Raw genomic sequence first — 12,473 nt, 5'->3', positions numbered from 1 at the left:
AGATAGGTATCCACTCCATCCGGCGGGGCGAACACGCCACCCTCCGCAGCAGGACATGGTCCGAGCGAGGGACCTGCACACACCCCCTCCGGCGGAACGAACGCTCGCTCCCTCCGGCGGGACACGTGCCGCCGTGCATCCCTTCCGTCGGGAATGGTCGCACAGCCCGGTTGCGGAATGGTACGCGCCCGGTGGAATACCCGCCCGGAGGGGGCGGGCGCGTGGGCGCCCGCCCCGTCCGGCCGGTCGGGCGCCCCGGGCGCGGGGAAGGCCGGGGCGGGATCGGCCGGGGAATCCCGGTCGGCGCATCCGGGCCCTGCGGTCACGAACGGGGGCAGCCGCTCGTGAGGGGGGCGAGGGCACTCGCTGTTCCCGACCGCAGTGTGCGTGGTGGCCCGGGGCGCGCCGACCGGGGTGTCCGATCCGAAAACCACTGTGCCAAGGGGTTCGTGAGAATTTCGTGAACGATTCCGGCCAAAAGCACGCCGGAAACAGGAGAGGCGAAGCACGCCGGAAACAGGAGAGGCGAAGCAGGCCGGAAACGGCAGAGGCGAAGCAGCCGGATGAGAGGAGTCGGCAAGCCGCAACAGGGGAGCCAGCGGGCCGGAACGGGGACCAGCAAGCCGGAACAGGGGGTCGGCGCGGGCGGGAAATAGAGGCGTCAGGGGGTGGTCAGCGGATGAGGTGGGCGGCGGCGCGGGCTATGGCCAGTTCTTCGTTGGTGGGGACGACCAGGACGGCTATGTCGGCGCCGGGGGGTGAGATGTGGCGGGCGGTGCGGTCTTTGGCGGTGTTGCGGACCGGGTCGACGGTGATGCCGAAGCGGGTCAGCCCGGCGAGGGCGTCGGCGCGGACCTGGGCGTTGTTCTCGCCCACCCCGGCGGTGAAGGTGATGGCGTCCACCTGGCCCAGCTCGACCAGATAGGCGCCCAGGTAGCGGCGTAGCCGGTGGATGTAGACGCCGTAGGCGAGGCGGGCCGCGGCGTCGCCGGTGTCGATGAGCCGCCCCAGCTCGCGGAAGTCGTTCACCCCGGCCAGCCCCTTCAGGCCCGAATCCCGGTTCAGCAGAGCGTCGATCGCCTCGATGCCCATCCCGGCGGTGCGCGCCAGATGCAGCAGCACGCCGGGGTCGATATCGCCGGAGCGGGTGCCCATCACCAGGCCCTCGAGCGGGGTGAGGCCCATGCTGGTGTCGACCGCGCGCCCGCCCCGGATCGCCGAGGCCGAGGCCCCGTTGCCCAGGTGCAGCACGATCTGATTCACCGTCGCCGGATCCCGTCCCAGCAGCCGCGCCACCTGACCGGACACGTACTCGTGCGAGGTGCCGTGGAACCCGTAGCGTCGGATCCCGTGCGCGGCAGCCACTTTCGTATCGATGGCGTAGGTCTTGGCGGCATCGGGCAGGCCGTGGAAGAAGGCGGTGTCGAACACCGCAACCTGCGGCACGTCCGGCAGCAGCCGCCGCGCCGACTCGATACCCATCACGTTCGCCGGATTGTGCAGCGGCGCAAGCGAAGACAGCTCCTCGATGGCGGCCACCACGGCGTCGGTCACCAGCGTCGGCCGGTAGAACACCTCGCCGCCGTGCACCACCCGGTGGCCGACCGCGGCCAGCCCCTCGCCGGTCAGGTCGTGACCGCTGCGCGCGAACAGATCGAACACCACCCGCAGCCCGGCGGCGTGGTCGGCGATCGGGCCGTCGTGCTCGAATGTCCGTCCGCCGCCGTAATGTTCGACCGTCGGCGCGCCGGAGGCAACCGACTCACCGATCCGCGACACCTGCCCGTGCGCCGACACGGTACCCGAATTCGGGTCCAGCAGTTGATATTTGATCGATGACGACCCGGAGTTGATGACCAGGACCTGCATTGCCTCTCCTGCGCTCATTCCTGTTCCGCCTGAGCCTGAATGGCGGTGATGGCGATGGTGTTGACGATGTCGGCGACCAGCGCGCCGCGCGACAGGTCGTTGACCGGCTTGCGCAGCCCCTGCAACACCGGCCCGATGGCGACCGCGCCCGCGCTGCGCTGCACCGCCTTGTAGGTGTTGTTTCCGGTGTTCAGATCCGGGAAGATGAAAACCGTTGCGCGCCCGGCGACTTCGGAGTTCGGCAGCTTGGCGCTGGCCACCGTCGCATCGATCGCGGCGTCGTACTGGATCGGCCCCTCCACCAGCAGCCGCGGCGCCCGCTCGTGCACGAGCTTGGTGGCGGTGCGCACCTTGTCGACATCGGCGCCGCTGCCGGACTCCCCGGTGGAGTACGACAGCATCGCCACCCGCGGCTCGATCCCGAACTGCGCCCCGGTGCGCGCGGAGGAGATGGCGATGTCGGCGAGCTGCTCCGCGGTCGGGTCCGGCACCACCGCGCAGTCGCCGTAGGCGAGCACCCGGTCGGCCAGGCACATGAGGAATACGCTCGACACGGTCGACACGCCCGGCTGCGTCTTGATGATCTCCAGCGACGGCCGGATGGTGTGCGCGGTGGTGTGCGCCGCGCCCGACACCATGCCGTCGGCGATGCCGCGATGCACCATCATGGTGCCGAAATACGAGATGTCGCCGACGAATTCGCGCGCCCGATCGACCGTCATCCCCTTGTGGGCGCGCAGCCGCGCGTACTCCTGCGCGAAATCCTCGCGCAGCTCGGAGGTGCGCGGATCCAGCACGATCGCCGCGTCGATGTCGAGGCCGAGCTCGGCGGCGCGCCCGCGCACGGCGGCCTCGTCGCCCAGGATGGTCAGGTCGGCGATCTTGCGTTGCAGCACCCGCCCGGCCGCGCGCAGGATGCGATCGTCGTCGCCCTCCGGCAGCACGATCCGCCGCCGGTCGGCGCGCGCCCGCTCGACCAGCTGATATTCGAACATCTGCGGGGTCACCACCGACGGCACCGGAACCTCGATGAGCTCCATCAGTTTCCGCCCGTCCACCCGCTGCTCCACGAGCGCGAGCGCGGTGTCCACCTTGCGGATGCTCGACAGCGAGACCCGGCCCCGGGTGCGGGCCGCGGCATTGGCGGTGTCGAAGGTGCCCAGGTCGGTGGTGAGGATCGGCAGCTTCGGCCGCATGCCCTCGATGAGCCGGGCGATGGCCGGATCGGGGGTCAGGCCGCCGTTCATGATGATGCCCGACAGCGACGGAAAGCCCTCGGCCTCATGGGCGTTCACCAGCGCCAGCAGCGCGTCGGAGCGGTCGGCGGGCACGATCACGGCGACGCCGTCGGTGAGCCGCTCCAGAATGTGCTCGGCCGTCATGCCGCCGACCATGACGCTCATCGCCTCGCGCTGCATGAGTTCCGGGTCGCCGGAGTACATCGCGCCGCCGATGGCGGTGCACAGCTCGGTCATGGTGGGCGCGGTGAGCAGCGGCACCTCCGGCAGCGTCCAGGACGGCACCCCGACGGCCGCCATCGCCGCGTCCACCGCGTCGAGTTCGCCGGGATCGCAGCGGTTGACGATGATCGCCATCGCGTTGGCGTGCTCCTGCGCGAGCTCGTTCTGGCACAGCTCGGCGACCTGCACGACCTCGGCCGGGGTGCGGCCCGCGCCGCGCAGCACCAGCAGCACCGGCGCGCCGAGGTTGACCGCGATGCGCGCGTTGTAGCGCAGCTCGCTCGGACCGGCCACATCGGTGTAGTCGCTGCCCACGACGACCACCGCGTCGCAGACCCGGGCCACCTCGTGGAAGCGCATCACGATCTCGCTGATCGCCGCGTCCGGGTCGGCGTGCACCTGGTCGTAGGTGACGCCGACGGCCTGGTCGTAATCGATATCGGCGGTGCAGTGCTCGAGCAGCAACTCCAGGATGTAGTCCGAACCGCCCGCCGACCGGGTGATCGGCCGGAACACTCCCACCCGGGGCGTGGTCGCGGACAGCATCTGCAGCATGCCCAGCGCCACCGTCGACTTCCCGGTGTCGCCCTCCAGCGAGGCGATGTACACGGTGGACGGAGCTGATTCGACCATGGCCCCGAGCTTAGTGAGCACGCCACCCCTATCCGACGGCCTGTGCCGCAACTTTTCGGAAAATCACATTCCGCGGGTGCATCCGGTACCGCCTAGGATTTGCTGCCATGACGGCACAGTTTCCGAATCGGACCTGGGGTTCGCGCACGAGCCTGATCTCCCGGGCGGCGGTCAAGTTCTCTTCGACCAAGGTGGGCAGCCGCGCCATCCAGTGCCTCATTCCGTGGGATCGAAAGCTCCTGCAGCGCACCGACGGCCGCTACACCATGCTGGGCCCGATCGGCGCGCCGACGGTGCTGCTGACCACCATCGGCCGGAAGTCCGGCGCGCCCCGGACCTCTCCGCTGCTCTACGCGCACGGCGGCGACGTGCTGTACATCATCGGCAGCAACTTCGGCGGACCGAACCATCCGGCCTGGACGCTGAACCTGCTGGCCCACCCCGAGGCCGAGGTCGCCCTCGCGGGCGAGCGAATTCCGGTGCGGGCGAAGCTGATCGAGGATCCGGCCGAGAAGGAACGCGTCTTCGGGCTGTTCACCGACATCGCCTCCACCTACACCGCCTACCGCAGCCGCACCACCCGCGATCTGCGCATCTTCGAGCTGCGCCGGGCCTGAGTCAGCCCGCCCGCCGCATGGCGCGGCGGCCGACCCGCTGCGCGGCATCGAGGAAGGTCCCGAGCAGCGGGGCGACGTGGTCGGCGTGCCAGACGGCCGTGAGATGCAGCGGCGGCAGGCCGACGACCGGGATCAGGGCGATGCCCTGCAGGCTGACGCTGGCGGTGAGGTCGGCGACGGTGAGGTGGGCGAGACCGGTGCGGGCCACGGCGTCGAACACCACGTCCAGCGACCACTCGGGGGCGGCGGTGCGGCGGCGAATGGGTTGCCCGGCAGGCGTTTCCGGGGGCGCCCAGGCGTCCACGTACCACTGTGGCAGCCAGTCCGGCGGCTGATAGAGCTCGTATTCGGCCAGCTCCTCGGCGTGCACCGAGGTCTCGGCGGCGAGCGGATGATCCAGTCCGACGGCCAGCGCCCGGGGGTGCGACACCAGCGGGGGGCTGAATTCGAGATCGGGTTCGTGTTCGGCGATCCGCCGCGGGTGCTCCGGAAGCCACAGCAGCAGCAGGTCGACCGAATTGTCGCGGACCGGTGCGGCGAATCGTCCGCCGACGTTGAGGACCTTCGTCGACACCAGGGCGCCGGGGCGAACCCGCTCGAACTCCGAGACGTACCCGTGCACCCGCGCCATGCCGACGCTGATGAGGTACGCAACCCGCAGCGTCGCCGTCGAAATCCGGGCCTGCTGTTGGGCATTGGCGATCGCGGCGGCGATGCGCCGGTACGCGGGCGCCAGCTCCACCAGCAGCGACCGGCCGAGCGGCGTCGGAATCACCTTGCGGCTGGTGCGGGTGAACAGCGCCTCCCCGATCCGCTGCTCGAAGCCGCGGATCAGCTGGCTCACCCGCGCGGTGGTGACGTGTAATCGCTCGGCGGCGCGACCGAAGTGCAGCTCCTCGGCCAGCACCAGGAACGCCTCGATCTCCCGCCAGTCCACGTCCGCGATGATCTGTGTCGACGTTTCCACAACCACTCCCCTCCCGATCAACGGACTCCGAACATCTCGACCACCGGGCGCGGACGGCGGGCTATCGTGATCCCCGAGTCGCGGTCTCCGGCGCCTAGGAGGGCACCACCCGATGGTCGGTCCGGCATCGATCCATTATCCGAGGGACGAATCGATCAGGGCACTCGCCCGGTGGATGCTAGACCATCACGAGGGGTGGGGCTCGCCGCCGATGTTCTTCGGATTCGCGGCGGACGCGGACGGCGAACTGGCCATCGCGGCGGGACCGCTGCACGACGACGAGGCCGAGGAATCGGGCATCCACCCCGTCCACTTCCGGGCCGCGCAGCTGAAGAAGGCGCGCCTGCCGCTGTGGGGATTCGGCCTGCTGTTCGAGGGATTCTGTGAGGAATTCAGCCCGGAGGAGATCGCCTCCGGCGAGGTGCGCCGCACCATGCTGGCCGGACACTTCCACGAGCGGCCCACCGCCGACGAGATGTGCAATGCGGTGATCTACGACGCGCGCGGAAACGAGTGGGCCGCACTGATCTACCGCTACCTGCCCGATCGGGGCGTCTCGGAGTTGTTCACCCCCGCGGACACCATCACCAGGCCGCCGCTGGGCATGGCCGGGTTCCTGTGGTCGGCGGCGCTGCTGCTCGATCCGGCCAATCGCGCCCGGGTGTTCGCCATCGTGGCCGCCGACGAGGACGAGAACTGAGCCCGCCCGGGCCGCCGTCCGAAACGGGCGGCGGCCCAGGCGATTACGGCGCGAGGATCACAGCGCGCGCAGGCGGGGGGCGAGATCGCGGGCGAACAGGTCCAGGAACCGCCGCTGATCGTGGCCGGGGGCGTGGAACACCAGGTGGTTGAGCCCGGCGTCGACGTACGGCTTGATCTGCGCGACGGCCTCGTCCGGATCGCTGGCCACGATCCAGCGCTTGGCGATCTGCTCGATCGGCAGCGCGTCGGCCGCGGCCTCCATCTCGATCGGGTCGGTGATGCTGTGCTTCTGCTCGGCGGTCAGCGACAGCGGCGCCCAGAAGCGGGTGTTCTCCAGCGCCAGTTCGGGATCGGTGTCGTAGGAGATCTTGATCTCGATCATCCGGTCGATGTCGTCCACGGTGCGGCCGACCTTGGCGACGCCCTCCCGCACGGCGGGCATCAGCTTCTCGGTGTAGAGGTCCATGCCCTTGCCGGAGGTGCAGATGAAGCCGTCCCCGGCGCGGCCGGCGTACCGGGCCACCAGCGGACCGCCCGCGGCGATGTAGATCGGGATACCGCCCTTGGGCACGTCGTAGATCGAGGCGCCGACGGTGTGGTAGTACTCGCCCTCGAACGACACCCGGTCGCCGGTCCACAGCGCGCGCATCAGGTCGATGGACTCGCGCAGCCGGGCGAAGCGCTCCTTGAACTCCGGCCAGTCGCCCTTGTATCCGGTGGCGATCTCGTTGAGCGCCTCACCGGTGCCGACACCCAGCATGATCCGGTCCGGGTACAGGCAGCCCATGGTGGCGAACGCCTGGGCGATGACCGCGGGGTTGTAGCGGAAGGTGGGGGTCAGCACCGAGGTCCCCAGCTGAATTCGCTTGGTGCGCTCCCCGACCGCGGTCATCCACGCGAGGGAGAACGGGGCGTGCCCGCCCCTGTGCCGCCACGGCTGGAAATGGTCGCTGACCGTCGCACTGTCGAGCCCGTGTTCCTCGACGAGAACCCCGAGCTCCACCAGCTCCCGGGGCCCGAACTGTTCCGCCGACGCCTTGTACCCGAGCTTGAGTTGAGTCACTGCGCCACTCCTGTTCGCTGTCACTTGCGTACGCGGGGCATCCATATCCCCCGTCGACCGTGTGCAGCGCCGCCCGGCCGCCGAGCATTCCGCGGCGCGCATCGCGATCGCCTTCGACCTTAGTCAGGGGGCGGTGATCCCGGCCAAAAGCGTGCCGGGATGACGAGAGCAAGCAGGCCGGGATGACGAGAGAAGCAGGCCGGGATGACGAGAGAAGCGGACCGGGAAGACGAGAGAAGCAGACCGGGAAGACGAGAGAAGCGGACCGGGAAGACGAGAGAAGCAGACCGGGAAGACGAGAGAAGCAAGCCGGGAAGACGGGAGCACGTGGGCCGGGAAGGCGGGAGGAGGTAGGCCGGGGCGATGAGGAATACGACAAGTCGGGTGCGTATCGGGAGTTCAATAGCTCAGAATTGACTGGTGACTGCCGACGATGAGCCGATCCTGTCCTACCTGACCGATATGGATGGGGTGCTGGTCCATGAGGATCATCTGGTGCCCGGTGCCGACAAGTTCCTGGCGGAACTGCAGGCCAACGGGGTTCCGTTCCTGGTGCTGACCAACAACTCCATCCGCACTCCCCGCGATCTGCAGGCCCGGCTGCGGCACACCGGACTCGACATTCCCCAGGAGTCGATCTGGACCTCGGCCCTGGCGACCGCCACCTTCCTGAACGAGCAGAAGCCCGGCGGCACCGCCTATGTGGTGGGCGAATCGGGGCTCACCACGGCACTGCACGAGATCGGGTACGTCCTCACCGACAGCGATCCGGACTACGTGGTGCTGGGCGAGACCCGCACGTATTCGTTCGAGGCGATCACCACCGCCATCCGGCTGGTCGACCGCGGCGCGAGCTTCATCGCGACGAACCCGGACCCGACCGGCCCGTCGCGCGAAGGTCTGCTACCCGCAACGGGTTCGGTGGCGGCGCTGATCACCCGCGCTACCGGGCGCGAGCCGTACTACATCGGCAAGCCGAACCCGCTGATGATGCGGTCGGCGCTGCGGCGGATCGGGGCCCACTCGCAGTCGTCGGTGATGATCGGCGACCGAATGGACACCGATGTCATCGCGGGCCTGGAGGCGGGCATGCGAACCGTGCTGGTCACCTCCGGCATCTCCGACCGCGCCTCGATCCAGAAGTTTCCCTACAAGCCGACGCTGGTGATCGACTCGGTCGCGGACCTGGTGGGGCGCACCGGAAATCCGTTCGCGGACTAGTCCTCAGCTCAGGGCTTGGTCCAGGTCGCCGAGTAGGTCTTCGACATCCTCGAGGCCCACCGACACTCGCACGACGCCGTCGGTGATCCCCACGGCCGCACGGCCTTCCGGGCCCATGGCGCGGTGTGTGGTGGTGGCAGGGTGGGTGACGAGGGATTTCGCATCGCCCAGGTTGTTGGAGATGTCGATGATGCGCAGGCGGTTGAGGACCTCGAAGGCGCGCTTCTTGGCCTCGTCGGGCCGGGCCACCAGTTCGAAGGTGACGACCGTGCCGCCGCCGGACATCTGCTCCAGCGCCAGCGCGTGCTGCGGATGCGACGGCAGGAACGGGTATTTCGTCCACGACACCGCCGGATGCCGCTCCAGGAATTCGGCGATGCGCAAGGCGGACTGCACCGACTGGCGCACCCGCAGCGGCATCGTCTCCAGGCCCTTCAGCAGCGTCCAGGCATTGAACGGGCTCAGCGCCGGGCCGGTGTGCCGCATGAGGTGCTTCACCGGGCCGTCGATGTAGTCCTGCGCGCCCAGGATGGCGCCGCCGAGCACCCGGCCCTGGCCGTCGATGTGCTTGGTGCCCGAATACACCACCACGTCGGCGCCGAGCTCCAGGCTGCGCTGCAGCAGCGGGGTCGCGAAGACGTTGTCCAGCACCACCGTCGCGCCCGCCGCGTGGGCCAGCTCCGACACCCGGCGCACATCCACCAGCGTCTGCATCGGGTTGGACGGGGTCTCGAAGAACACCGCCTGCGTCGGCCGCGACAGCGCCCGCTCCCACTGGTCGAGATCCTCGCCGTCGACGAAGACCGTCTCCACGCCCCAGCGCGGCAGGATCTCGTTACACACCACGAAACAGGAACCGAACAGGCTGCGCGCGGCCACCAGCCGATCGCCGCGGCCGAGCAGCGCCGCGAGCGCGGTGAACACGGCCGACATGCCGCTGGCGGTGGCGAAGCACGCCTGCGCGCCCTCCAGCAGCCGCATCCGCTCCTCGAACATGGCCACCGTCGGATTGCCGTAGCGCGAATACACGAAGTGCGGCACATCGCCGGTGAACGCCGCCTCGGCCGCCTCGGCGCTCTCGTAGACGAAACCGGAGGACAGATACAGCGCCTCGGCGGTCTCCTCGAAACCCGAACGCCGCAGTCCGCCACGGACTCCCAGCGTCGCCGGGCCCACGCCCTCGGGCAGCGGCCGGTCGAACGCGCCGCCGGCGATCACGACTGCCGCCAGGGCAGTCCCTCGGCGCGCCAGCCGGCGCCGCCGCGATGCCCGCTGGCGTCGAGCGGACCCTCGAAACCCTCGAGCACGTTGTAGGACGGGGCGTAGCCGGCCGCCGTCGCCGCCGTCGCCGCGCCGATCGACCGCTGCCCGGACCGGCAGAGGAAGATCACCGGCGCGGTGCTGTCCGAATCCCGTTCGGCCAGTACCTGTTTCAGCTGATCGGTGAAGTGCGCGTTGGGCGCTCCGGTCCCGTCCACCCACTCGATCAGGGCCGTCGGCCGATCGATCGAGGCGGTGTCGGGCACCCCGACGAACCGCCACTCGGCCTCGGTGCGCACGTCGATCAGCACCGCATCGGGATTGTCGCGCAACAGCTCCCACGCCTGTCGTGGGGTGATGTCACCCGCGTAGCTCATTCGATGAACCCTCCTCGCGAATCCGCACTTGCCGCACTCGGGAGATTCCGGTGCGTGGCCAGGTCGTCACCCGGAGCACCCCACCGCGGAGGAGGGTTGCCGACCAGCGAGCCGGGGCTTGACGCTGGTACTCATGACCTTCACTGAGAGTGCCTGGCCCGCGCTCCGGTGTCAATTGCACACCAGCCACGTCTTCCCGTCCGCCCGAGTCAGATTCCAGGTGGCCGTCGTCTTGCGGCCGTCGACCTCGCTGGTCACGGTCGCCTTGGCGCGGTCGCCGTCGATCGCCGGATCGGTGAGCCCGGTGATGTCGACCTTCTTCCCGGCCGCGCCGGGACCCAGCGGCGACTTCGCGGGATCGAATCCGGCGCAGGCCGCGGCGGCGCGCCGGGCAGGATCGGATTCGGCCTGCGCGGCGGCGAAGTTCTTGACGGCGGCCGCGATTCGGTCCGCCTGTGTGACATTGTTCTCAGCCGGTCGCAGCAGCGCCATGGCAATCACCGCGATGACGACCAGCACCGCGATCACGGCCGCGATGAGGAACGGCAGCGCGGACCGGGTCGCCTCGCGCTGGTCGATCGGGGTGGCCTGGGTGGAGCCGTCGGCGGCATCGCTCATGCACCGATCATCCCCGGTGGGCCACGGTGGCTCAGCTCACACCCATATTTCCCGGACCGTACCGGGAATAGTGATCACACCCCACGCCGATAGAATCACCAGAACCCCCGGCCGCGGCCGGGTGGCTCCGCGTCCCCGCGCAGCAACGAAGCGGCATCGATTGGGACGGCGAACACGCCGGGTGACATCCGGCCCGCGCGTCAACTTAGCCTAAGCTAAGAAGGACGGGCCACAATACCGACGACAGAGCTTTCGACCAGAGGGTGCGCATAAGAATGACCGAACAGAGTGCAGCGACCCGACCACTTCGCATCGCGATCGTGGGCGCCGGACCGGCCGGAATCTACGCCGCCGACGCGCTGATGAAGTCCGATGCCGAGGTGAGCATCGACCTGTACGAGCGGATGCCCGCCCCGTTCGGCCTGATCCGCTACGGCGTCGCGCCCGATCATCCGCGCATCAAGGGCATCATCACCGCGCTGCACAAGGTTCTGGACAAGCCGCAGGTACGCCTGCTCGGCAATATCGACTACGGCACCGACATCACCCTGGCCGATATGCGGCGCTTCTACGACGCGGTGATCTTCTCCACCGGCGCCAACGCCGACCGCGCGCTGCCGGTCCCGGGCATCGATCTGGACGGCTCCTACGGCGCGGCGGACTTCGTGTCCTGGTACGACGGCCATCCGGACGTGCCGCGCGACTGGCCGCTGGAGGCGGAGAAGGTCGCGGTGCTCGGCGTCGGCAATGTGGCCCTGGACGTGGCCCGCGTGCTCGCCAAGACCGGCGACGAGCTGCTGCCCACCGAGATCCCGCCGAACGTGTACGAGGGGCTGAAGGCCAACAAGGCGCTCGAGGTGCACGTGTTCGGCCGCCGCGGCCCGGCGCAGGCCAAGTTCACCCCGCTGGAACTGCGCGAGCTGGATCATTCGCCGAACATCGAGGTCATCGTCGCCCCCGAGGACATCGACTACGACGAGGGCTCCGAAGCCGCACGGCGGCATTCCAAGCAGGTCGATATGGTCTGCAATACGTTGGAGCAGTGGGCGATTCGCGACGTGGGCGACCGTCCGCACCGACTGTTTCTACACTTCTTCGAGTCCCCGCACGAGATCGTCGGCGAGGACGGCAAGGTGGTCGGGCTGCGCACCGAGCGCACCCAGCTCGACGGCACCGGAAACGTCAAGGGCACCGGCGTGTTCAACGACTGGGACGTGCAGTCGGTGTACCGGGCCGTGGGCTACCTGTCGCAGAACATCCCGCAGCTGCCGTTCGACGAGCAGGCCGGGACCGTGCCCAACGAGGCCGGGCGCGTGCTGATCGACGAGGACGCCGACGGCGCGGCCCGCTACCTGCCCGCGACCTATGTGACCGGCTGGATCAAGCGCGGCCCGGTGGGCCTGATCGGCCACACCAAGGGCGACGCCAACGAGACCATCGCCTGCCTGATCGACGACGCCCCCGCCTTCACCCCGGCCGAGCAGCCGGATCCGGAAGCGGTCACCGCGTGGCTGGAGGGCAAGGGCATCCCGTTCACCACCTGGGCGGGCTGGTACCGCCTCGACGCGCACGAGCGCTCGCTCGGCGAGCCGCAGGGCCGCGAGCGGGTCAAGGTCGTCGAGCGCGAGGACATGCTGCGCGCGAGCGAACCGCACAAGGTCTGACTTCGCTCCCTGTGTCACCGTT

The 12,473-nt window shown here is 69.3% G+C and carries 11 protein-coding genes and 1 riboswitch; of the genes, 4 read left to right on the top strand and 7 right to left on the bottom strand.

The features are described from left to right. Positions 1-672: 672 nt before the first annotated feature. Together HPY32_RS21450 and pta are read right to left on the bottom strand one after the other, a co-directional pair. Complete coding sequence (locus tag HPY32_RS21450; protein WP_067595393.1) at positions 673-1,887, bottom strand: acetate kinase; 1,215 nt, start codon at positions 1,885-1,887, stop codon at positions 673-675. Continuing rightward, a complete protein-coding gene (gene pta / locus HPY32_RS21445) occupies positions 1,884-3,962 on the bottom strand; it encodes a phosphate acetyltransferase (protein ID WP_067595395.1) in 2,079 nt (692 codons plus the stop codon). Before pta ends, HPY32_RS21450 begins: the two co-directional genes overlap by 4 nt. A 107-nt stretch (positions 3,963-4,069) precedes the next feature. On the opposite strand from pta, the gene HPY32_RS21440 reads away from it, so the two are divergent. Next, the gene (locus HPY32_RS21440; RefSeq protein WP_067595397.1) at positions 4,070-4,579 is read left to right on the top strand and encodes a nitroreductase/quinone reductase family protein; all 510 of its coding nucleotides are present in this window, start codon (positions 4,070-4,072) and stop codon (positions 4,577-4,579) included. Between the two features lies 1 nt (position 4,580). Here HPY32_RS21440 and HPY32_RS21435 read toward each other — a convergent pair whose 3' ends face one another. Beyond that, positions 4,581-5,546: a LysR family transcriptional regulator gene (locus HPY32_RS21435; protein WP_067595399.1), complete on the bottom strand. Its 966-nt coding sequence runs from the start codon at positions 5,544-5,546 to the stop codon at positions 4,581-4,583. Between the two features lie 175 nt (positions 5,547-5,721). Between HPY32_RS21435 and HPY32_RS21430 the strand changes: the two genes are divergently transcribed. Further along, complete coding sequence (locus HPY32_RS21430) at positions 5,722-6,246, top strand: hypothetical protein (protein WP_067595401.1); 525 nt, start codon at positions 5,722-5,724, stop codon at positions 6,244-6,246. 57 nt (positions 6,247-6,303) lie between these two features. On the opposite strand, the gene fgd is transcribed toward HPY32_RS21430, so the two are convergent. Beyond that, the gene (gene fgd, locus HPY32_RS21425) at positions 6,304-7,356 is read right to left on the bottom strand and encodes a glucose-6-phosphate dehydrogenase (coenzyme-F420) (protein ID WP_067595403.1); all 1,053 of its coding nucleotides are present in this window, start codon (positions 7,354-7,356) and stop codon (positions 6,304-6,306) included. A gap of 417 nt (positions 7,357-7,773) precedes the next feature. On the opposite strand from fgd, the gene HPY32_RS21420 reads away from it, so the two are divergent. Then, entirely contained in the window at positions 7,774-8,532 is a 759-nt protein-coding gene (locus HPY32_RS21420; RefSeq protein ID WP_067596276.1) for an HAD-IIA family hydrolase, read from the top strand. Positions 8,533-8,535: 3 nt separating this feature from the next. On the opposite strand, the gene HPY32_RS21415 is transcribed toward HPY32_RS21420, so the two are convergent. From HPY32_RS21415 to HPY32_RS21405, 3 genes are all read right to left on the bottom strand, one after another. Beyond that, positions 8,536-9,750 (bottom strand): O-succinylhomoserine sulfhydrylase, encoded by a 1,215-nt coding sequence (locus tag HPY32_RS21415; protein WP_067595405.1) that lies wholly within the window; start codon positions 9,748-9,750, stop codon positions 8,536-8,538. Beyond that, positions 9,747-10,169, bottom strand: a complete 423-nt coding sequence (locus HPY32_RS21410; protein WP_067595407.1) for a rhodanese-like domain-containing protein — start codon at positions 10,167-10,169, stop codon at positions 9,747-9,749. Before HPY32_RS21410 ends, HPY32_RS21415 begins: the two co-directional genes overlap by 4 nt. Positions 10,170-10,188: 19 nt before the next feature. Next, a riboswitch (SAM riboswitch) is annotated at positions 10,189-10,308 on the bottom strand. 32 nt (positions 10,309-10,340) lie between these two features. Then, complete coding sequence (locus tag HPY32_RS21405) at positions 10,341-10,787, bottom strand: Rv0361 family membrane protein (RefSeq protein ID WP_067595409.1); 447 nt, start codon at positions 10,785-10,787, stop codon at positions 10,341-10,343. A gap of 275 nt (positions 10,788-11,062) precedes the next feature. On the opposite strand from HPY32_RS21405, the gene HPY32_RS21400 reads away from it, so the two are divergent. Beyond that, complete coding sequence (locus tag HPY32_RS21400; RefSeq protein ID WP_067595411.1) at positions 11,063-12,451, top strand: FAD-dependent oxidoreductase; 1,389 nt, start codon at positions 11,063-11,065, stop codon at positions 12,449-12,451. Positions 12,452-12,473: the final 22 nt, after the last annotated feature.

Source organism: Nocardia terpenica (assembly GCF_013186535.1).
Lineage (GTDB): Bacteria > Actinomycetota > Actinomycetes > Mycobacteriales > Mycobacteriaceae > Nocardia > Nocardia terpenica.
The sequence above is the reverse complement of the archived record's forward strand: the minus strand, read 5'-3'. Positions and strand labels throughout refer to the sequence as shown.

What these genes read in the sequence shown, in the direction of transcription:
- HPY32_RS21450 (WP_067595393.1), bottom strand. Translation starts at nt 1,887, where the DNA reads ATGAGCGCAGGAGAGGCAATGCAGGTCCTGGTCATCAACTCCGGGTCG.
- pta (WP_067595395.1), bottom strand. Translation starts at nt 3,962, where the DNA reads ATGGTCGAATCAGCTCCGTCCACCGTGTACATCGCCTCGCTGGAGGGC.
- HPY32_RS21440 (WP_067595397.1), top strand. Translation starts at nt 4,070, where the DNA reads ATGACGGCACAGTTTCCGAATCGGACCTGGGGTTCGCGCACGAGCCTG.
- HPY32_RS21430 (WP_067595401.1), top strand. Translation starts at nt 5,722, where the DNA reads ATGCTAGACCATCACGAGGGGTGGGGCTCGCCGCCGATGTTCTTCGGA.
- fgd (WP_067595403.1), bottom strand. Translation starts at nt 7,356, where the DNA reads ATGGATGCCCCGCGTACGCAAGTGACAGCGAACAGGAGTGGCGCAGTG.
- HPY32_RS21420 (WP_067596276.1), top strand. Translation starts at nt 7,774, where the DNA reads ATGGATGGGGTGCTGGTCCATGAGGATCATCTGGTGCCCGGTGCCGAC.
- HPY32_RS21410 (WP_067595407.1), bottom strand. Translation starts at nt 10,169, where the DNA reads ATGAGCTACGCGGGTGACATCACCCCACGACAGGCGTGGGAGCTGTTG.
- HPY32_RS21405 (WP_067595409.1), bottom strand. Translation starts at nt 10,787, where the DNA reads ATGAGCGATGCCGCCGACGGCTCCACCCAGGCCACCCCGATCGACCAG.
- HPY32_RS21400 (WP_067595411.1), top strand. Translation starts at nt 11,063, where the DNA reads ATGACCGAACAGAGTGCAGCGACCCGACCACTTCGCATCGCGATCGTG.